The organism is Aeromonas sp. 130281 (assembly GCF_056642115.1).
In genome coordinates, this window is the sequence record NZ_JBWVQS010000003.1 from 202294 (window position 1) to 223356 (window position 21063).

A 21063-nucleotide genomic window follows, 5' to 3' on the forward strand; every position below is an offset into this window, starting at 1 on the left:
CGATTCTCGGGGCGGGCCCCCGGGGCCACAATTGTCAGATCCTGCAATTGACAGCCTGTCAGATGTCGTTTTTTGCCCCGTCTCATCAGTTTTATGAATGCATCAGAAAATGAATGAATTTCTCTGATTTCACGCCTCCCCTTATAGTGCCCCCAGATCTCCCACACAAAGGTTTGTCCATGTTCGCGACCACACTGCAAGGCTTTACCCTCGGCCTTGCCATGATCATCCCCATAGGTGCCCAGAACGCCTTCGTGCTGAGCCGGGGCATTCACCGCAACCACCATTTGCTGGCGGCGACCCTCTGCTGCCTGTGCGATCTCGTGCTGATCGGCATAGGGGTGTTTGGCGGTGCCAACCTGCTGGCGGCCAGCCCCATCGGCCTGGCGCTGCTGACCTGGGGCGGCGTGCTGTTTCTCGGCTGGTTCGGGGTGCGCTCCCTTGGCAGTGCCTGGCGCGGGCAGGGGGCTGCCCTGGCGGACTCTCCCCAGCTGATGGGGGTCAAGAGCGTGCTGGCCATGACGCTGGGGGTGACCCTGCTCAACCCCCACGTCTATCTGGATACCCTGATGCTGCTCGGCTCCTTCGGCAGCCAGTTTGCCGAGGATCTGCGGCCCGCCTTCGCCGCAGGGGCCATGCTGGCCTCCCTGGTGTGGTTCTACGGGCTGGCGGTCGGGGCGGCGGCGCTTTCTCCCTGGCTTGCCCGGAGCAGGGTGCAGCAAGTCATTGATATGGTTGTTGGTATCACAATGCTGGTGCTGGCGGTCAAGTTGGCCAGCGGGGCTCTGCTGGCCTCATAAGGCTATTTTTGTGCCGGGCTTCATAAAAATGAGTCCCGGTGTCATCTGCTGACATATTCGTCTGTTAAATTCCCGGCGCTGGTAAAGCGTTACTCATAATAAAAGGGAAAAGACAGTGAATAATTCCATGAAGCTGGGGGCAATCGCCGCCATCGTGCTGCTGACTGCCTGCAGCAATGAAAATGACAGCAAGGCGCAGCCGGGGACAGTCTCCCTGCGCCTGATCCAGACCTCCGACATCCACTCCAACGTGCTGGGGTATGACTACTACCAGAACAAGGAGGATCGCAAGTTCGGCCTCTCCCGTACCGCGTTGCTGATCCGCGCCGCTCGCGCCGAGAACCCCAACAACCTGCTGCTCGACAACGGTGACCTGATCCAGGGCACGCCGCTGGCGGACTACATCTTCGAGCAGTCCGGTGCCGGATATCTCGAGAAGCAGGCCCACCCGGTGTTCAAGGCGATGAACGAGCTGGGTTATGACGCGGGCAACCTCGGCAACCACGAGTTCAACTACGGCCTGGATTACCTTGGCAAGGTGCTGGCGGGGGCCGAGTTCCCCTATGTGAACGCCAACGTGTTCGAGGCGGGCGCCTTCAAGCGCGACGCCAAGGGGCAAATCGACTGGAGCGGCAACAAGTTCACCCCCTATCTGCTGCTGGAGCGCCAGGTAACGGATGACAAGGGCCAGTCACAGACCGTCAAGGTCGGCATCCTGGGTCTGACACCGCCCCAGGTGCTGCAGTGGGACAAGCGCCATCTGGAAGGCAAGGTGGTGGTGGCCGACATGGTCGAGACCGCCAACCACTATGTGCCCGAGCTGCGCGCCAAGGGGGCCGATCTGGTGGTGGTGGTGGCCCACACCGGCATCAATGCCAACAGCTACGAGGCCATGATGGAGAACTCCGCCTGGCACCTGGCCAAGGTGAAGGGGATAGATGCCCTGATGCTGGGCCATGCCCACAAGAACTTCCCCGGCGACTTCCCTGACCTGCCCGAGGTGGACAACCAGACCGGTACCCTGAGCGGTATTCCGACCGTGATGCCCGGCTACTGGGGCAATCACCTCGGCATCATAGACCTCAAGCTGGAACAGGTGGACGGCAAGTGGCAGGTGAAGCAGAGCCAGGCCAGCCTGCGCAAGATCGACTCCAGCGAGGGCAGCGCCGTGGATCAGCGGGTGGTGGACCTGGTGCAGGCGGATCACGACGCCACCAACCAGTGGCTGGACGAGCCCCTTGGCAAGATCACCTCCCCCATCCACAGCTTCTTCGCCCTGGTGCAGGACGACCCCTCGGTGCAACTGGTGAGCGATGCCCAGCGTCAGCACGCCGAGCAGCTGCAAAAAGACGGTCTGCTCAAGGAGCCCTACCCGATCCTGTCGGTGGCGGCCCCCTTCCGTGGCGGTCGCAACGGCATCAATGACTTCACCTATGTGGCCCAGGGGGACATCTCCCTGCGCAACGTCTCCGACCTCTACATCTATCCGAACACCCTGCAGGTGGTCGAGGTGAACGGGGCCACCGTCAAGGAGTGGCTGGAGATGAGTGCCGGCCAGTTCAACCGCATAGACACAGGCAAGACAGAGGTGCAGTGGCTGGTGAACGAGAGCTTCCCCACCTACAACTTCGACGTGATCGACGGGGTGAGCTACGAGGTGGACATCACCCAGCCGGCCCGTTACAGCAAGGAGGGGCTCAAGGTCAGCGACGGTCAACGCATCAGCGGCCTCACCTTCAACGGCCAGCCCATGGATCCGGCCCAGAAGTTCTACGTGGTGACCAACAACTACCGCGCCAGCGGCGGCGGTCACTTCCCGGGCATCGACGGCAGCAACATAGTGCACGAAGATCCCTTCGAGACGCGGGAGATCATCGCCCAGTACCTCAAGTCCCAGTCTGCTGCCAATCCGGCGGGCTTCAGCCCGGCGGCCAACAACAACTGGCACATGAAGGCGCTGCCGGCAGGCGTGGACGTGCGGCTCTACTCCTCCCCGGGTGAGGAGGCCAAGGCCCTGGCGGGGGCGGATCTGGCGTACCAGTCCACCCTGCCGATGAGTGACGCCAAGCATCCCGGCTACGCCATCTACCGCCTGATCCGCCAGTAAGGCAGCCTCGGGCAGACAACAAAAAGCCCTCGCAGTGCGAGGGCTTTTTCGTGGGGGCGGGCTTAGTAGAAACCCGGATCCTCCGGGTTGGGGCGGGTCTTGAAGCGGCGATGCAGCCACATGTACTGCTCGGGGGCACGGCGCACGGCGGCTTCAATCTCGCGGTTGGCGCGGGCGGCATCGACCAGGTCGTCACCGCTTGGGTAGTCTTCCAGCGGCGCCCCTATATGCAGGGTGTAGCCCTCATGGGTACGGATGTTGTAGCAGGGCAGGGTGACGGTATTCTTGACCCTGGCCAGGGTGGCGGTGCCCGTGATGGTGGCCGCCTGCTCCACCGCGAAGTAGGGCACGAAGACGCTGGCGTGGCTGCCGTAGTCGTGATCCGGCGCGTACCAGAGGGCGTCGCCGTTGCGCAGCGCCTTGATCATCCCCTTCACGTCCATGCGATCCACCAGGTACTTGTTGGAGGCGCAGCGACCGTGGTACTGGGCATACTCCAGCACCGGATTGGTGTTGGGGCGATAGACGCCGACCCCGGGCCGCACCAGGCCGAAGCAGCGGGCGTTGAGCTCAAGGGTGAGGAAGTGGCAGGAGAGCAGCAGCATGCCCTGACCCTTTTCGATGGCGTCGATGACATGCTCTTCCCCTTCCACCTTCATCAGGCGGCGCATCCGCCAATCCGGCCAGAACCAGGCCATGCCCACCTCGAAGATGGCGCAGCCCACGCTCTCGAAGTTCTGTTTGAGCAGGGTTTCCCGCTGATCCCGGCTGAGCTCGGGCATCGCCAGCTCCAGGTTGCGGCGGGCAATCTTGACGCGGGATTTCAATACCTTGCGGGCCAGGGTGCCGAGCTGGCGACCCAGCCACATCTGGCTGCGCCAGGGCAGCAGCACCAGCAGCCAGAGCAGGCACAGACCGAACCAGCTGCCCCAGTAACGGGGATGGAACAGACGGGGTTCGAGGCGGGGAGCATGTTCTTGGGCCATGAAGAGTCTCTTGTTCACAAAGGCAAGGGAGGGAGCCCAGCCGACACGGGGTATCGGTGCCCGTGGACAGGCTGTCACTCGCAATCTGGGGATTCTATCCGAAAAACGGGGGCGGGTGCGAATCGCCATCACCTGGTCAGAGGGGTCGGCCGGAAAGTGCCGTGGCGGGCATGGCAGTGCTTTTTTCACGTCCCGGAAAAGAGTGTGATAAAATCGCCCGCTGAAATTTTCAGGTTTTGAGAGCCGATACAGATGAAAATCACCCTGCCCGAGTTTGAGAAAGCCCGCGTTCTGGTCGTTGGCGATGTCATGTTGGATCGCTATTGGCATGGCCCCACCGGCCGCATCTCCCCCGAGGCGCCGGTGCCCGTGGTCAAGGTCGAGCACATCGAGGAGCGCCCGGGTGGCGCCGCCAACGTGGCCCTGAACTCCGCCGCCCTGGGTGCCCAGGCCGTGTTGCTCGGGCTGACCGGTCAGGATGAGGCCGCCGATGCCCTGGCCGGCCAGATGGCAGGGGTCAAGGTCGCCTGTGATTTCGTTCGTCTGACCGACTACCCGACCATCACCAAGCTGCGGGTGCTGTCCCGCAACCAGCAACTGCTGCGCCTCGATTTCGAAGAGGCCTTCCACGACGTGGACGCCAGCCTGCTGATGGGCAAGGTGGAGCAGGCGCTGCCAGGGGCCGACGTGATGATCCTCTCCGACTACGGCAAGGGCGCCTTGAACGACGTGCCTGGCATGATTGCCCGCGCGCGCGCCGCCGGCATCCCTGTGCTGGTGGATCCCAAGGGGACGGATTTCGAGAAGTATCGCGGCGCCACCCTGCTGACCCCCAACATGTCCGAATTCGAGGCCGTGGTGGGCAAGGTGAAGAGCGAAGAGGAGCTGGTCGCCAAGGGGCTGGAGCTGGTCAAGCGCTTCGAGCTGGACGCCCTGCTGGTGACCCGTTCCGAGAACGGCATGACCCTGATCCGCGAAGGGCAGCCCGAGCTGCACCTGCCGGCCCAGGCTCATGAAGTCTATGACGTCACCGGTGCCGGCGATACCGTCATCTCCACCCTGGCCACCTCCCTGGCCGCCGGCATGAGCCTGGACGAGGCCTGCGCCCTGGCCAACACAGCCGCCGGCATAGTGGTGGGCAAGCTGGGTACCTCCACAGTGAGCCCGGTGGAGCTGGCCAACGCCCTCTACACCGAGCAGGAGACCGGCTTTGGCGTCATGTCCGAGGCCCAGCTCAAGGTGGCCGTGCAGGCCGCCCGCCTGCGCGGCGAGAAGGTGGTGATGACCAACGGCTGTTTCGACATCCTGCACGCGGGCCACGTCTCCTACCTGGCCAATGCCGGCAAGCTGGGAGATCGCCTGATAGTCGCGGTCAACACCGATGAGTCCGTGCGCCGCCTCAAGGGGCCGGGTCGTCCGGTCAACCCGACCGAGCGCCGCATGACGGTGCTGGCGGCCCTGGGTGCCGTGGACTGGGTGGTACCCTTCGGTGAGGACACGCCCCAGCGACTGATCGCCGAGATCCTGCCAGACCTCTTGGTCAAGGGGGGCGACTACAAGCCCGAAGAGATCGCCGGCTATGCCGAAGTGACCGCCAACGGCGGCGAGGTGAGGGTGCTGAACTTCGAGGACGGCTGCTCCACCAGCGAGATCATCAAGACCATACGCGAGCGCGGCTGAGCACCTCCGGCCTCGGCCGGAGGTGCCTGATCACTCGCCCTGGCGAGGGGCAAGCAGGCAGCAAAAAGGCGACCACAAGGTCGCCTTTTTTCATGCCGTGAATTTGGCTCAGGACTTGGTCGTCACCTGGGCGGCGGGCATCAGGCCCTGGTTCACGTCTTCCAGATCCTTCTGCTCCAGTATGCCGGCGGCCTGCTTGAGGGAGAGGATGCTGAGGATGTAGTTGTAGCGGGCCTCGGAGAGTTTCTGCTTGGCCTGGTACAGCTTGCGGGTGGCGTCCAGCACGTCGACTATGGTCCGGGTACCCACTTCATAGCCGGCCTCGGTCGCCTTCAGGGCGCTGTCGGCGGAGATGACGGACTGGCTGTAGGCGCGCACCGAGCCGATGCTGGCGTTGACGTTGTTGTAGGAAGAACGCACCGTGCTCTGCACCGAGCGGAAGCTGCGCTCCAGCTGCTCGCTGGCGGCCACGTAGTTGAACTGGGCCTGCTTGACCTGGGAGGTGGTGGCGCCCCCGGTGTAGAGCGGCAGGTTGAAGTTCAGACCGACATTGCCCTGATTGCTGTTGCTCTCGGGGTTGCGGATCTCGTCCTTGTAGTCGTTGTAACCGGCGGTGAGGCCGGCGCCCAGATCCAGGGTCGGCTCGTGGCCCGTCTTGGCCAGATCGATCTGCTCCTTGGCGATGTCCTTGCCGATGCGGGCGCTGTGCAGCTCAAGGTTCTTGTCCAGTGCCAGCTCCAGCCACTTGTCGGAGTTGAACGGGGTCTTCTGCGGGGCGAAACGCTCGGTGTTGAGCACATCCAGCTGGCGATGATCGATGCCGGTCAGCTCGCGCAGGCTCTCGTAGCTGTTGTCCAGGGTGTTCTCGGCATTGATCTCGTCTGCCAGCGCCTGATCGCGCTCGGCCTCGGCTTCATGCACGTCGGTGATGGCGGTCAGGCCCACTTCGAAGCGCTGCTGGGTCTGTTCCAGCTGACGCTCTACCGCGGTCTTGTTGGCACGGACGAACTCCAGGGTGTCCATCGCCTTGAGCACGTCGAAGTAGGCCTGGGCGGTACGCAGCATCAGGTTCTGGTACTCGAGGTTGTAGGCCACGTCGGACTGGGTGGCGCTCTTCTCGGTCAGGTCCAGGTTGACCCAGTTGCTGCGACGGTAGATGGACTGATCCAGGGTCACCGAGCCGGTGGCGCCGCTGTTGGTCTGGGTATCGTCCTTGTTCTGCAGGTAGTTCAGACCAGCACCCAGATTGATCTGTGGCAAGAGGGCTGCGCGGGATTCGTTGATCTTCTCGAAGGCTTGGTCCCGCTTGGCCTTGGATTCCAGCAGCTGGGTATCCTTGATCTGGGCTTGCTGGTAGATTTCGAGCAGGTCTTCGGCATGAGCGGCACTGCTCACACCCAGCATCACCATGACTGACAAGAGTGTTCTTTTCATATGATATTTTTAACCTTATTTATCAACCCAAAGCTGTCCGCTGGATGAGGGAGGGGATTGTCACCGACCAAGCTTGATTTCAGCTTAACCACTCTACTACATGCAGATTTCATTGCGAACTGTCTCTTTTCCTGCGACAGGAACGTCAAGAGTCAGGGCGAGTTTTCTCGGCAACGCGCCTAGCCAAATGTCCTGTGGCTGCTAAAATCCATCCCTCATCGTCGGCGAGAGCGAGTGAATGAATGTTCATTCATGCCCCCGAATATTATGGTCAAACCAAGCCAAGTCAAGCTGGTAGGAGTCTCGTATGTCACAGCAAGCCTTGCCTCAAACCAGTCACTATTCCGGTGATGATGTGAAAATCATCGATAAATCATCTGGATACAACGGCTTTTTCAAAGTGAACGTCTATCGCCTGCAACACAGGTTATTTGCCGGTGGCTGGAATGAGCCCATAGTCCGCGAGCTGTTCGAGCGGGGCCATGCGGCCGCGCTGCTGCCTTATGATCCCGTGCTGGACCAGATAGTGCTGGTGGAGCAGTTCCGCATCGGTGCCATCGAGACCAGCCCCACCCCCTGGCTGCTGGAGCTGGTGGCCGGCATCATAGATGAAGGGGAGACCGCCGAAGCCGTGGTGCGCCGCGAGGCGGTGGAAGAGGCAGGCATCGAGGTGGGGCGCTGCGAGCATGCCATCAGCTATCTGGTGAGCCCGGGTGGCAGCACAGAGCGGATCGAGGTCTATGTGGGGGAGGTGGATGCCAGCCAGGCGGCGGGGATCCACGGTCTGGCGGAAGAGGGTGAAGACATCCGGGTCCATGTGGTGAGCCGCGAGCAGGCTTACGCCTGGCTCAAAGAGGGGCGCATCGACAATGCCGCCTCCGTCATCGCCCTGCAATGGCTGGCCCTCAATCATGGCGAGCTGCAGGCCCGCTGGCTGGCGGGGCGCTGAGGTGGTGCTCGTTTACGCCTGGCGCCATCTGCCTCCTGCCTGCGAGGTCAACTCACTATGGACCCTGATTGATGGAGCCGGGATATGCCATTAGTCCAGAGCCCGATGAAGCGCTATGTGCCTGACTTGATGTCCTTGCAACGCACCTGCGAGGTGAACTACATGGCCTTGATGAAGTTGCTGCCCCCCGGCGGCAGCGTGGGGGCGGAGCGCCGCTATCAGGTGGGCAACGGCCTGCAGTTCCAGCTCACCGTCAGCGAAGAGAGCCGCTTCACCAGCCAGGTGATCCTGGCCCAGCACAATCCCGAGTTGCCGAGCTACTTGCAGGCTCGCATCGAGATTCGTTTGTATCACGACGTGCGGATGGCGGAAGTGTGTGCGGCGCAACAGATTTCAATGTTGCAACCACGTTATGATTATCCCAATAAAAAAATGCACCACAGGGATGAAAAAGAGCAGGTAAATCTATTCCTGGCCGATTGGCTAAGATTTTGTCTCAAACATGGCACCAGCCTGATCAACATCCTCTAGTCGAACCCATAAAAAAGAAGCGTGATTTTGGAAACAGAGCTACCTCAGGCGCCGGACGGCAGTGTGCGCCTGTTACAGATTACCGATACCCATCTCTTCGCCAGTGCCGAGGGACGACTGCTGGCCGTGCGAACCGCAGATAGCCTGGCCGCCGTGCTGGAGCAGGTGCAGGCCAACGCGCATCCGTTCGATCTGATCCTCGCCACCGGGGATCTCTCCCAGGATCACAGCCCGGAATCCTATCAGCGGTTCGCCTCCATGATGGCCCCGCTGGCGCGCCCCATCTACTGGTTGCCCGGCAACCACGATGACGGCCCCCTGATGACCGAATACCTGCATGCCGCCGGGATCAGCGAGGCCAAGCAGCTGGTGGGGGACCACTGGCAGGTGATCCTGCTCGATACCCAGGTGCGCGGCAAACCCCATGGGGTGCTCGGCGATCACCAGCTGGCGGCGCTGGACAGCGCCCTGCGCCAGCATCCCGAGCGCCACGCACTCATCGCCCTGCACCATCAGGCGGTGCCGGTGGGCTGCGCCTGGCTGGATCAGCACAATCTCAAGAATGCCGACGATCTCTTCGCCGTGCTGGCCCGCCACCCGCAGCAGAAAACCATTCTGTTTGGCCACGTGCATCAGGAGTTTGACGAGGTGCACCGCGGGGTGAGGCTGATCGCCAGCCCCTCCACCTGCATCCAGTTCAAGCCGCTCTCCGACGGTTTCGCCCTGGACGAGTCCGGCCCGGGCTGGCGTTATCTCACCCTGCATCCGGATGGCCGCATTGCCAGCCAGGTGTGGCGGCTGCCGGTGGGGCAGTTCGTGCCCGACCCCGATGCCACCGGTTACTGAGGCGTTGCCATGAAGCCCGTACTCCTCTACCTGCACGGTTTCAATTCATCCCCCGGCTCGGCCAAGGCGCAGCAGATGGCGGCCTGGGTGGCCGAGCACAGGCCCGACATCGAAGTGCTCATCCCGGCCCAGCCCAATACCCCGGCGGCGGCCTGGGAAGCCATCGAGGGCGTCATTGCCGAGGCCAGGGCTCGCCATGATGGCCAGCTCAGGCTAGGTGCCGTGGGCAGTTCCCTCGGCGGCTTTATGGCGACCCGGGTGAGCGAGCTGCATGGTTGCCGCGCGGCGCTGATCAACCCGGCGGTGCGTCCTCACGAGCTGCTCTGCGACTACCTGGGCCCCCAGGTCAATCCCTATACCGACGAGCGCTACGAGCTGCTGCCGACCCACATGGACGAGCTGCGGGCGCTGGCGGTGCCGGTGCGCGCCCCCGAGCGGCTCTGGATCCTGCAGCAGCAGGAGGATGAGGTGCTCGACTATCGCAAGGCATTGAGGGAATACGAGTTTGCCCGCCTCTCCCTGGAGTGCGGCGGCAACCACGCCTTCGTCGGCTTCGAGCGCTATCCGGCCCAGATCATTCGTTTCCTCGGGCTCTAGCCGTGCAACCGCCGTTGGCCGCCTTTCTGGAACAGGTGCTGGCCACGGCGCAAGCGGGCCTCACCTACTCCCAGGATCCCTTCGATATTGCCCGCTTCGAGGCGCTCAGGGCGGCCACGGTGGCCCTCATCGCCAGCCAGAGCGAGCTGGCGCCCGAGGCCATCGCCTCGTGGATCGCCCTGGATGACGGCTACCCCACCCCCAAGCTGGATGTGCGGGCCTTTATTCAAAACGACGACGGTCATCTCCTGCTGGTGCAGGAGCGCAGCGACGGGCTCTGGACCCTGCCTGGGGGCTGGTGCGACATCGGCGACTCGCCGGCGGGCGCCGTGGTGCGCGAGGTGGTGGAGGAGACAGGTCTGGAGTGCCGTGCGGTGCAGCTGCTGGCCCTGTTCGACAAGCTCAAGCACCCCCATCCCCCGCAATTGCCCCATGCCCACAAGGCCTTCTTTCTGTGCGAGGTGACGGGCGGATCGCTGCTCACCGAGACTGACGAGACCCGGGGAGCTGCCTATTTCCCCATCGACGCCCTGCCCGAGCTCTCCCGCCACCGGGTGGTCGAATCCCAGTTGCGCAGCCTGCACGACCATGTGCGGCAGGGGCGGCGCCACACCCTGTTTGACTGACACTCCCGGGACACTGGGCCCGGCGGCAAGGAGGCCACATGATCAAGCGCATCGGCAATACCCCCATTCAGGCGAAACACAGGGCCAGCTGCCACTGCGGCGCCGTGGTGCTGGAGCTCAGTCTGCCGGACGGCGTGGTGGATCCCCGCCGCTGCGACTGCTCCCTCTGCCGGCGGCGGGGGGCCATAGTCGCCTCTGTGCCGCTCTCCGGCATCCGCATCCTGCAGGGGGAGGAGGCACTGCGCTGCTACCAGTTCAACACCCGCACCGCGAAGCACTACTTCTGCGGGGTCTGCGGCATCTACACCCACCACCAGCGCCGCTCCAATCCGGCCGAGTATGGCTACAACCTCGCCTGCCTCGAGGGGGTCAATCCGTTCGCGCTGGGGGAGGTGCCGCTGCGGGACGGCATCAACCACCCGGCCGACAGGGCGGAATGAGACCAGGGGGCCATCTGCTTCTGTAGCCGCCGAAATGGCTGTGTTAACCTTGGTCTGCCTGCCCTCTGGCGGGCCATTGCCACTCTTCTCCTCTTGCCAACCGGGAGCCTGCCCGTGACGACTGCTTCAGCGCTGCCGGATCTGATCCTGGGGGCCTCGCTCTACTTTCCGCCCCTGTTCAAGGCGGTGCTGCTCGGCCTGCTCGGCTGGTTGCCGGTGCACCACCTGCTGCGGGACTGGCTCTACGGCGGTGAGGTCTGGCACCCCCTGCTGATGGATCTCTCCCTGTTTATCCTCGCCGTCAGTGGCGCACTCTGGATACTGCTACATGGCTAAATCACCCCTGGCAACCCTCAAATACTTCTCCACCCTGCTGGTCTGCGCCCTGGCGCTGGTGTCGCTCTGGTGGCTGTGGAACTACTACATGCAGGGCCCCTGGACCCGGGATGGCAAAGTGCGGGCCGAGCTGGTCAGCATCACCCCCGAGGTGTCGGGCAAGATAGTCAGCATCTGGATCAAGGACAACCAGCTGGTGAAGAAGGGGGACGTCCTCTTCAGCCTGGATCCCGTGCCCTACCGGATTGCCCTGGACAACGCCAACGCGGCCCTGGCCAAGGCGAAGTCGGATCTCGACAAGGCGGAGCACGAGGCCAGGCGTCGCCAGGGGCTGTCCCGCACCGTCATCTCCGCCGAGGCGGTCGACGAGTCCAGGCTCAATGCCCAGGCGATGAAGGCGGCCTATCAGGTGGCCCAGGCCAATCTGGAGCAGGCCAGATGGTCGCTCGCGCGAACCGAGGTGCACGCCGCCAGCGACGGCTACATCACCAACCTGCAGGCCAGGGTCGGCAACTACGCCAGCGCCGGGGTGCCCCTGGTGGCTTTGGTCGACATCCACTCCTTCTACGTGCAGGGCTATTTCGAAGAGACCAAGCTCGGGCACATAGCGCCGGGCAAACCGGCGCGCATGGTGCTCTACAGCGGGGAGCAGGCGCTCAAGGGGGAGGTGGAGAGCATAGGGCGCGCCATTCACGATCAGAGCCTGGAGGGGAGCGAGGGGCTGCTGCTCGACGTCAAGCCAAACGTGCCCTGGGTGCGGCTGGCCCAGCGGGTGCCGGTGCGGATCAAGCTGCTGGAAGTACCGCCCGGGCTTGCCCTGATCGCGGGCACCACCTGCACCATCACCATAGGGGAATAGGGTGGCAGGCCGGGGACGCTGGCGCCAGACCCCCTGGGGCCAGGCCAATGAGGGCCAGTGGCGCTACGCCCTGCGCAACAGCCTGGCCATGTGCCTGTCGCTCTGGCTGGCCTTCGTGCTGCAACTGGATGCCCCCTACTGGGCCATGACCTCCGCCGCCGTGGTGAGCTTCCCCACCGTCGGCGGCGTCATCAGCAAGAGCCTGGGGCGGGTGGTGGGCAGCCTCATCGGCGCCATGGCGGCCGTGATGATCACCGGTCTTGGCATCAGCGATCCCTGGCTGTTCAGCTTCCTCATCGCGCTCTGGCTCGGCCTTTGCACCTGCATCTCCAACCACCATCAAAACAACGTCTCCTACGCCTTCGCCCTGGCGGGCTACACCGCGGCCATCATCGCCTTCTCCTGCGTCAACGTGACCGAGGCGGAGCACATCTTCGACATCGCCCAGGCCAGGGTGAGCGAGGTGATAGTGGGTATCCTCTGCGGCGGCCTGATGATGATGATTCTGCCGAGCCTCTCGGATGGCGAGACCCTGCTGGCCTCCCTTGGCAAGAGTCAGGCCCGGCTACGGGAGCACGCCCAGCTGCTCTGGCTGGGGGAGGCGGGGGCCGATGTGCGCGGCGCCCACGAGGGGATCATCGGCCAGATCCTCACCATCAACGTGCTGCGCATTCAGGCGGTGTGGAGTCACCACCGCCTGCGCCGCCACAACCGCTTGCTCAACTTCCTGCTGCACCGCCAGCTGCGGATGGTCAGCCTGATCTCCGGGGTGCGCCGCATGCTGCAGCACTGGCCGCAGCCGCCGGACGGGCTGACGCCCCTGCTGGGCTCGGTGATCCACGCCCTGGGCGAGCCCGATTGCGACAAATACCGCATCGCCCGCCTGCTGGCCCCCTTCGTGGCCGAGTCGGGCAGCGATTTTCGCCGCCGCACCTTCTGGCTGCGTTTGCGCCATTTCTGCTGGAGCTATCTGGAGTGCCAGCGTTGGCTCGGTCGGCTGGCGCCCTATGACGGCCAGGAGTGGCCCGCGCCGCCGCGCCACAGCTCGCTCACCCGCTACAACGACAGCGTCGAGGCGGCCTACAACGGCGGTCGCACCTTCCTCTGCGTGGTGCTGGGCTGCGCCTTCTGGATCAACACCCAGTGGGAGTCGGGCGCCTCGGCCCTGACCCTGCTCTCCATCTGCTGCGTGCTCTACTCGGCCACCCCGACGCCGACCAAGGGGACCCAGACCATGCTGCAGGCCATCCTGCTGCTGAGCCTGGTCTGCTTCGCGGTCAAGTTCGGCCTGATGATCCGCATCGACGACTTCTGGCTGTTCTGCGCCCTGCTGTTCCCGGCGCTCATCACCATGCAGCTGATCAAGTTGCAGCGCCCCTCGTCGGCGGCGCTCTGGGGCCAGCTCATCGTGCTGCTCGGCTCCTTCCTCGCCATCACCAACCCGCCGAGCTACGACTATCAGGCCTTCGTCAACGACAGCATCGGCAAGGTGCTGGGGGTCATGGTGGCGGGGCTGGCGTTCCAGATCCTCAGACCCAGCTCGGACAGGCGCAAGAGCCGCCGCCTCATCCGCTCCCTGCGCCGCCACTTCATCGATCAGCTGGCCGTCAGGCCCCGGCAGAACGAGAGCCAGTTTGAATCCCTCATCTATCACTGCATCAGCCAGCTCGGGCAGGGGCAGGATCCGGGGGCCCGGCTCTGGGTGCTGCGCTGGGGCGTGGTGCTGCTCAACTGCAGCCACATCGTCTGGCAACTGCGCCAGTGGCGGGGCAGGGAGCCGGCACTCCATCTGGTGCGGGACGCCTGCGTGCGCTGTCTGGAGGGGATCCTCACCGAGCAGGGGGTGCAGCACAGCTCCCTCCATCAGACCCTGTCCGAGCTGGATCGCATCAGTCGTGGCCTGGCCGATCACCCCGAGCCCTCGGCCCGGGAGCTGGCGGGCCTGGTGTGGCGACTCCATAGCTCCCTCTCCCCCCTGTTGCAGGCACTGCCCTCGGCCGAGGCCCCCGCCTGACTCCTCTCGTCCCTGTTTCTGGCGTTGCAGGTGCTGCCTGTGGCCCTGGCGCCCGCCTGATCCCGCGGGGCCATCGCCTCTCTGGATCACCCTTTGTCACCGCCCTATTTGTCCAAGGCCCTCCCAGCGAGTAAGATTCCCTCCAAACGTCAATTCGCAAGGCCCTCCATGTCCACTCAATACAATGCGGATGCCATTGAGGTCCTCAATGGCCTCGAACCGGTGCGTCGCCGCCCCGGCATGTACACAGACACCACCCGGCCCAATCACCTCGGCCAGGAGGTCATCGACAACAGCGTCGACGAGGCGCTGGCGGGCCATGCCCGCACCCTGGAGGTGATCCTGCACGAGGACCAGTCTCTCGAGGTGATCGACGACGGTCGTGGCATGCCGGTCGACATCCACCCGGAGGAAGGGGTATCCGGAGTGGAACTGATCCTCTGCAAGCTGCACGCGGGGGGCAAGTTCTCCAACAAGAACTACCAGTTCTCCGGCGGTCTGCACGGGGTGGGCATCTCGGTGGTGAATGCCCTCTCCGATCGGGTCGAGGTGACGGTACGCCGGGACGGCCAGGTCTATGACATCGCCTTCGAGCGCGGCGACAAGGTACAGGAGCTGACCATCACAGGCACCTGCGGGCGCCGCAACACCGGCACCCGGGTGCGCTTCTGGCCGCAGGCGAGCTACTTCGACTCCCCGCGCTTCTCGGTCTCCAAGCTCGAGCACCTGCTCAAGGCCAAGGCCGTGCTCTGCCCCGGCCTCACCATCAAGTTCCTCGACAAGAACACCGGCATCCGGCTTGAGTGGTGCTACGAAGATGGCCTCAAGGATTACCTCATCGATGCGGTCAAGCAGTTCACCTGCCTGCCGGAGCAGCCCTTCGTCGGTGCCTTCAGCACGGATCAATCCGCGGTGGACTGGGCCCTGTGCTGGCTGCCGGAGGGGGGCGAATGCCTCGCCGAATCCTATGTGAACCTCATTCCCACGGCGCTGGGCGGCACCCACGTCAACGGCCTGCGTCAGGGGTTGCTCGACGCCATGCGCGAGTTCTGCGAGTTCCGCAACCTGTTGCCGCGCGGAGTCAAGCTGACCCCGGAAGACATCTGGGATCGCTGCGCCTACATCCTCTCGGTCAAGATGCAGGATCCCCAGTTCGCCGGTCAGACCAAGGAGCGGCTGTCGTCCCGCCAGAGCTCGGCCTTCGTCTCGGGGGTGGTGAAGGATGCCTTCAGCCTCTACCTCAACAGCAACACCGAGCTGGCGGAGCAGATAGCCGAGATCTGTATCAGCAGCGCCCAGCGCCGGATGCGCGCCGCCAAGACGGTGGTGCGCAAGAAGATAACCCAGGGCCCGGCCCTGCCCGGCAAGCTCACCGACTGCAACTGCGCCGATCCCATGCAGGGCGAACTGTTCCTGGTGGAGGGTGACTCCGCGGGCGGCAGTGCCAAGCAGGCGCGGGATCGCGAGTTTCAGGCCATCATGCCGCTGCGCGGCAAGATACTGAACACCTGGGAGGTGGAGGCCGGTCAGGTGCTCGCCTCCCAGGAGGTGCACGACATCTCTGTGGCCATCGGCCTGGATCCCGACTCCGAGGATCTCAGCGGCCTGCGCTACGGCAAGGTGTGCATACTCGCGGATGCGGACTCGGACGGTCTGCACATCGCCACCCTGCTGTGTGCGCTGTTCGTGAAGCACTTCCGCACCCTGGTCAACAAGGGCCACGTCTATGTGGCCATGCCGCCGCTCTATCGGATCGACATCGGCAAGGAGGTCTTCTATGCCCTCGACGAGGACGAGAAGAACGGCGTGCTGCAGCGGGTCGAGGCGGAGAAGAAGAAGGGCAAGGTGATGGTGACCCGATTCAAGGGGCTGGGCGAGATGAACCCGAAACAGCTGCGGGAAACCACCATGGATCCCAACACCCGCCGCCTGGTGCAGCTCACCATGGGCGAGCTGGAGGAGGGGGACGAGACCCTGCAGCTGATGGACATGCTGCTGGCCAAGAAGCGCGCCCCGGATCGCCGTGAATGGTTAGAGGAGAAGGGCAACCTTGCCATCATCTAAGCCGTCGACTGGCCCGCGCGGGTCAGCAAGTATCAGCTGGAGTCGCCCAGGGGCGGCTCCCGAACCGAAAGAGATAATCACATGAGTGATGCTATCGAGCTCAGTCTGGACGGTGTAGAGCGCCAGCCCATGCGCGCCTTCACCGAGCAGGCTTACTTGAACTACTCCATGTACGTCATCATGGACCGGGCCCTGCCCCACATCGGCGACGGCCTGAAGCCCGTGCAGCGGCGCATCATCTACGCCATGAGCGAGCTGGGGCTGTCGGCCCTCTCTAAGCACAAGAAGTCCGCCCGTACCGTGGGTGACGTGCTGGGTAAATACCACCCCCACGGCGACAGCGCCTGTTACGAAGCCATGGTGCTGATGGCCCAGCCCTTCTCCTACCGCTACCCGCTGGTGGACGGTCAGGGCAACTGGGGGGCGCCGGACGATCCCAAATCCTTCGCCGCCATGCGTTACACCGAGGCGCGGCTGTCGCGCTTCTCCGAGCTGCTGCTCTCCGAGCTCGGCCAGGGCACTGTGGAATGGACGCCGAACTTCGACGGCACCATGAAGGAACCCGTGGTGCTGCCCGCCCGCCTGCCGCACATCCTGCTCAACGGGGTGACCGGTATCGCGGTGGGGATGGCGACCGACATCCCGCCCCACAACGCGCGGGAAGTGGCCCTTGCCTGTGCCGAGCTGCTGGACAACCCCAATGCGGGGCTGGATGTGCTGATGACGCACATTCAGGGGCCGGACTACCCGACCAACGCCGAGATCATCACCCCGCAGGGCGACATCCGCAAAATCTACGAGACCGGCAAGGGCTCCATCAAGCAGCGGGCGGTCTGGAGCGAGGAGGATGGCGACATCGTCATCACGGCGCTGCCCCATCAGGCCTCCGGCGCCAAGATCATGGAGCAGATCGCCGCCCAGATGGTGGCCAAAAAGCTGCCCATGGTTACCGATCTTCGCGATGAATCGGATCACGAGAACCCGACCCGTCTGGTCATAGTGCCGCGCTCCAACCGGGTGGATGTGGAGGGGCTGATGGCCCACCTGTTCGCCACCACGGATCTGGAGAAGAACTACCGGGTCAACCTCAACATCCTGGGCCTCGACAACCGGCCCCAGGTGAAGACTCTCAAGATGATCCTCTCCGAGTGGATCGTCTTTCGCCGCGAGACGGTGCGTCGCCGTCTGCAATATCGTCTCGACAAGGTGCTGGCCCGCCTGCACATCCTCGAAGGCTTGCTGGTCGCCTACCTCAACATCGACGAGGTGATCGAGATCATCCGCACCGAGGATGAGCCGGGCAAGGTGATGGTGGAGCGCTTCAACATCAGCGAGACCCAGGCCGAGGCGATCCTCGAGCTCAAACTGCGCCATCTGGCCAAGCTCGAAGAGTTCAAGCTGCGTGCCGAGCAGAGCGAACTGGCGGAAGAGCGCGACAAGCTGGAACTCATTCTGGGCTCCGAGCGTCGCCTTAACACCCTGCTCAAGAAAGAGCTGCTGGCGGATGCCGAGAAGTACGGCGACGATCGCCGCACCCCCCTGGTGGAGCGTGCCACCGCCGTGGCCCTGACCGAGAAGGAGCTGACCCCGAGCGAGCCGGTGACAGTGATCCTGTCTGACAAGGGCTGGGTGCGTGCCGCCAAGGGCCACGACGTGGATGTGGCCGGGCTCTCCTACAAGGCGGGGGATGGCTATCTGGCCCACGCCTGCGGCCGCAGCAACCAGCAGGCGGTGTTCCTCTCCAGCCTGGGCCGCACCTATTCCCTGGAGGCGCACACCCTGCCTTCCGCCCGCAGTCAGGGGGAGCCGCTCACCGGTCGCTTCGCCCTGGGGGCGGGGGAAGAGGTGCGCCATCTGGTGATGGGCAACGAAGGGGAGCCTTATCTGATCGCGAGCGACGCCGGCTACGGCTTCGTCTGCAAATATGACGACCTGACGGCTAAGAACAAGAACGGCAAGGCGCTGCTCACCGTGCCGGAAGGGGGCCAGGTGATGGCGCCCCAGAAGATTGGCTCGCCGGAAACCGATCTCTGCATGGCCATCTCCAACGAGGGGCGCATGCTGCTGTTCCCGCTCAGCACCCTGCCGGTGCTCGGCAAGGGCAAGGGCAACAAGCTTATCAGCATACCGTCGGCTCGCGTGAAGGCGCGGGAGGAGTTTATGGTGATGGCCGCCATTATCCCGCAGGGGCAATATGTCACCCTGTTTGCCGGCAAGCGCAAGCTGACCCTCAAACCCTCGGATCTCGACTACTACCGCGGCGAGCGCGGCCGCCGCGGCGCCAAACTGCCCCGCGGTTTGCAGCGAGTAGACCGCATCGAGATTGAACCCGTGGCCGGTGAGACGGTTACCGGGGAAAATCAGGAAGGGTAATTAATAAGAAGGGCGCGAAAGCGCCCTTCTTATTACCACAATGTGAACGTGGTTGTTAATTATTAATTACGCTCCACTGAACGTTTATTGATTTTTTACGTAGGTTTATATGTCTCAAGAGGCGCTTGAACAACTTAAGTGGATTTACTCTGGTCTTGCTGGGATTTGCTTGGCTGTCATATTAACCACATTGACTCTAGATGGCGAAATTATTGAGGAAAGCACTCCGTTAATATTGTCAATTTCATTGTTTACGATTTTATTTGTGATGTACACAAGTTTTACAATAGTACATGTGGCTATATCTGAGGACGGTGGCAATCGTGCTGATGTCCATAAGGAACTATCAAAAAAATGGGTTCGTTCGTTAACGTACCTGTCATTTGGTATATTGTACTTTGCTTTCTTTTTCCTGTTATGCCACATAGGTATCTGGTTTGGAATAGTGTATTCACTATCATCTCTGTTTTTATTTCCTTTAACAACATACTTTTTGGGTTTGATTGGTATCAAGATAGGTGTTTAAATTTAGTTAGAGCATGATTCAGGGCTGGTTCTTATTGGTTTTGCTTTATGGCTGACACGAGAATATTGTGGGTTTCAATTAACTTGTGAAATATAAATGACTTGGCCGGTAATATTTTCCCTGCAGCTAGCTCGATGCCATGTAGGGCCGTGGTTGGATTAGCGAAGCGTAATCAGACGATCGCGAAAACCTATTGCCTCAATGTGGTCGGTAATTTTATTTTACGGCCCCCTCATCCCCAGCCCTTCTCCCGCGAGGGGAGAAGGGGGCGCAGATCGCAGCGATTTTGGAATGGCGTGACAGCTACGGCTAAAGGCTGGCAGGCACCTGTCCCCTCTCCCCTTGGGAGAGGGCTAGGGTGAGGGGAGGTAACCGTAGGGTGCAATGAAATTGCACCGCTATTGAATCCGCGAGGTTGCCGGTGCAATGCGCTTCGCTTATTGCACCCTACGTCCTTTCTCTTTTGCCTGCTCGCGACCGGATAACCGGTGCGGCCGATTACGCTTCGCTAATCGACCCTACTTGCCTCTGTTTTATTTAAGGCTCTGTTGCTGGTCGATGGCTTCTGCTGTGGTGGCTTGCTCTCCCCTTTACCAATTGCCACAGGTCAAGGAAGTGGCTGATTTGGCCCCGCAAGTCGCCTCTGCTCGCTAACCTTGTAGGGAGCAGCACAGTGCCAGGAGGCCAGACATGGAAACGGAGCAAGCCATCGGACTGATCGAGGCCCACGGGGTCTTTCACGGGGATCACTACAGCTTCAACAGCGACGAGTTCGTGCAGTGGTGTCGGGAGGATGCCCACCAGACCCTCAGCCTGGAGCAGGCGAATCACGAGCTCGCCCCCTTCTGCATCCGGGTCGGCTATGCAGAGCCGAGCAGGTCGTGGCGTTACTATCTCACCTGATCCCCACCTGACGCAGGCAAAGGCGAGGCAAGGGCCTCGCCTTTTCTATGGGCTGGGTAATGGAAAAAGGAGCCGTCAGGGCTCCTTTCTTGTGATCATGCAGCGGCCTGTTGCCGGCCCTATATGCCGGCCTGGGCACCATGCAGCAGCACCATGCCGGTAAACAGCAGCCAGTCGTTGATGATGTGCGCGCCGGTCGATACCCAGATGTTTTTGGTGATGATGTAGCCACTCAGCAGCACGATGCGGGCCGTGCCGATCACCAGAAAACATTGCAGAAAATTCCAGTCATAAGTGGGCAGGTGCATGGCCCCGAAGATAAGGGCAGTGGATAGCCAGGCGATGATGATGGCGGACTTGCGCGTCAGGGCGAGCTTTGTGTGACAAAACCAGAGAATGGCCAGAAAAGGCAGGATGGAGACCACCTCCTCGCCAAAGAGCTGAGGGGCCGTTTTTAAATAAAAGAGGATGCGCGCCGTATTGGGGGCCTCTGCCAGCATGGCGCTGACCGGGTTGTCACTCATCTTGAACAGCTGCTGCAGCACCAGGGCAACGGCAACCGAGACCAGAATGTTGACGACGGCGATCGCCAGCATCAAGAGGAGATCCCGCCCCGTCGGCGTTCGAAACAGCGCTCGCCATGCCTTCCCCGCCACCATGGCGAGCACGGCCAGGGGGATGAGGGGGAACAGGATGGCGGATACAAAGCCGCCCGCCGTGGTTTTATAAAATGCAAGGTGCGCCGTCAGCACGGCGAAACCCAGCACCACCCCCAGCAGGACCAGCACCCAGCTGCGGCCAGACAAGGCATTCGGGGGCTGGCGATAAAAGGGGAAGTCTCCGGCACTTTTGCGCTCGAAACCATAGCTATCGCCGTCGTTCAAACCCGGCATTGCTGCAGACTGGTGCTCACCCATGCTGACCCTCGATAGTTCATTCAGTTGGCATGGAGACAACCCTACACCAAGTGGGGCTCCTGGGTAGCCACGCCA

Annotated in this window: 18 protein-coding genes; 15 read left to right on the top strand and 3 right to left on the bottom strand. The window is 62.7% G+C overall.

The genetic code is table 11. From position 1 onward, the window contains the following. Positions 1 to 179: 179 nt before the first annotated feature. Both lysE and AC1IN8_RS10790 read left to right on the top strand, forming a co-directional pair. On the top strand, positions 180 to 800 hold the full coding sequence (gene lysE / locus AC1IN8_RS10785) for an L-lysine exporter (protein WP_479758848.1): 621 nt from the start codon (positions 180 to 182) through the stop codon (positions 798 to 800). A gap of 127 nt (positions 801 to 927) precedes the next feature. Beyond that, positions 928 to 2907 carry a bifunctional 2',3'-cyclic-nucleotide 2'-phosphodiesterase/3'-nucleotidase gene (locus AC1IN8_RS10790; protein WP_479758927.1) on the top strand — a complete coding sequence of 660 codons (1980 nt, stop codon included), beginning with the start codon at positions 928 to 930 and terminating at the stop codon, positions 2905 to 2907. Between the two features lie 62 nt (positions 2908 to 2969). On the opposite strand, the gene lpxL is transcribed toward AC1IN8_RS10790, so the two are convergent. Then, positions 2970 to 3893 carry an LpxL/LpxP family Kdo(2)-lipid IV(A) lauroyl/palmitoleoyl acyltransferase gene (lpxL, locus tag AC1IN8_RS10795; RefSeq protein ID WP_479758849.1) on the bottom strand — a complete coding sequence of 308 codons (924 nt, stop codon included), beginning with the start codon at positions 3891 to 3893 and terminating at the stop codon, positions 2970 to 2972. A 252-nt stretch (positions 3894 to 4145) separates the two neighbouring features. Between lpxL and hldE the strand changes: the two genes are divergently transcribed. Beyond that, positions 4146 to 5573 (top strand): bifunctional D-glycero-beta-D-manno-heptose-7-phosphate kinase/D-glycero-beta-D-manno-heptose 1-phosphate adenylyltransferase HldE, encoded by a 1428-nt coding sequence (gene hldE, locus AC1IN8_RS10800; protein ID WP_106885090.1) that lies wholly within the window; start codon positions 4146 to 4148, stop codon positions 5571 to 5573. Positions 5574 to 5681: 108 nt separating this feature from the next. On the opposite strand, the gene tolC is transcribed toward hldE, so the two are convergent. Beyond that, positions 5682 to 7007 (bottom strand): outer membrane channel protein TolC, encoded by a 1326-nt coding sequence (tolC, locus tag AC1IN8_RS10805; protein ID WP_139438805.1) that lies wholly within the window; start codon positions 7005 to 7007, stop codon positions 5682 to 5684. A gap of 307 nt (positions 7008 to 7314) precedes the next feature. Between tolC and nudF the strand changes: the two genes are divergently transcribed. From nudF to AC1IN8_RS10865, 12 genes are all read left to right on the top strand, one after another. Further along, positions 7315 to 7956, top strand: a complete 642-nt coding sequence (nudF, locus tag AC1IN8_RS10810; protein ID WP_043132558.1) for an ADP-ribose diphosphatase — start codon at positions 7315 to 7317, stop codon at positions 7954 to 7956. An 84-nt stretch (positions 7957 to 8040) separates the two neighbouring features. After that, positions 8041 to 8487 carry a DUF1249 domain-containing protein gene (locus AC1IN8_RS10815; protein WP_025325573.1) on the top strand — a complete coding sequence of 149 codons (447 nt, stop codon included), beginning with the start codon at positions 8041 to 8043 and terminating at the stop codon, positions 8485 to 8487. Positions 8488 to 8514: 27 nt separating this feature from the next. After that, complete coding sequence (gene cpdA / locus AC1IN8_RS10820) at positions 8515 to 9333, top strand: 3',5'-cyclic-AMP phosphodiesterase (RefSeq protein WP_247627320.1); 819 nt, start codon at positions 8515 to 8517, stop codon at positions 9331 to 9333. Positions 9334 to 9342: 9 nt separating this feature from the next. After that, the gene (locus tag AC1IN8_RS10825; RefSeq protein WP_479758850.1) at positions 9343 to 9930 is read left to right on the top strand and encodes a YqiA/YcfP family alpha/beta fold hydrolase; all 588 of its coding nucleotides are present in this window, start codon (positions 9343 to 9345) and stop codon (positions 9928 to 9930) included. A 2-nt stretch (positions 9931 to 9932) separates the two neighbouring features. Further along, positions 9933 to 10556, top strand: a complete 624-nt coding sequence (locus AC1IN8_RS10830) for an NUDIX hydrolase (protein WP_139438796.1) — start codon at positions 9933 to 9935, stop codon at positions 10554 to 10556. A gap of 38 nt (positions 10557 to 10594) precedes the next feature. Further along, entirely contained in the window at positions 10595 to 10996 is a 402-nt protein-coding gene (locus tag AC1IN8_RS10835) for a GFA family protein (RefSeq protein ID WP_139438794.1), read from the top strand. 93 nt (positions 10997 to 11089) lie between these two features. Then, positions 11090 to 11332, top strand: coding sequence for a DUF1656 domain-containing protein (locus AC1IN8_RS10840; protein WP_139438791.1), 243 nt, complete (start codon positions 11090 to 11092; stop codon positions 11330 to 11332). Beyond that, positions 11325 to 12191, top strand: a complete 867-nt coding sequence (locus AC1IN8_RS10845) for an efflux RND transporter periplasmic adaptor subunit (protein WP_247627317.1) — start codon at positions 11325 to 11327, stop codon at positions 12189 to 12191. Before AC1IN8_RS10840 ends, AC1IN8_RS10845 begins: the two co-directional genes overlap by 8 nt. Before the next feature lies 1 nt (position 12192). After that, positions 12193 to 14205, top strand: coding sequence for an FUSC family protein (locus AC1IN8_RS10850; protein ID WP_479758851.1), 2013 nt, complete (start codon positions 12193 to 12195; stop codon positions 14203 to 14205). Positions 14206 to 14373: 168 nt separating this feature from the next. Next, positions 14374 to 16269 (top strand): DNA topoisomerase IV subunit B, encoded by a 1896-nt coding sequence (gene parE / locus AC1IN8_RS10855; protein WP_265437058.1) that lies wholly within the window; start codon positions 14374 to 14376, stop codon positions 16267 to 16269. An 81-nt stretch (positions 16270 to 16350) separates the two neighbouring features. Further along, positions 16351 to 18642: a DNA topoisomerase IV subunit A gene (gene parC, locus AC1IN8_RS10860; RefSeq protein WP_479758852.1), complete on the top strand. Its 2292-nt coding sequence runs from the start codon at positions 16351 to 16353 to the stop codon at positions 18640 to 18642. Positions 18643 to 19858: 1216 nt separating this feature from the next. Beyond that, on the top strand, positions 19859 to 20071 hold the full coding sequence (locus AC1IN8_RS10865; RefSeq protein ID WP_479758853.1) for a hypothetical protein: 213 nt from the start codon (positions 19859 to 19861) through the stop codon (positions 20069 to 20071). A gap of 119 nt (positions 20072 to 20190) precedes the next feature. Here AC1IN8_RS10865 and AC1IN8_RS10870 read toward each other — a convergent pair whose 3' ends face one another. Further along, positions 20191 to 20988: a CPBP family intramembrane glutamic endopeptidase gene (locus AC1IN8_RS10870; protein ID WP_479758854.1), complete on the bottom strand. Its 798-nt coding sequence runs from the start codon at positions 20986 to 20988 to the stop codon at positions 20191 to 20193. Positions 20989 to 21063: the final 75 nt, after the last annotated feature.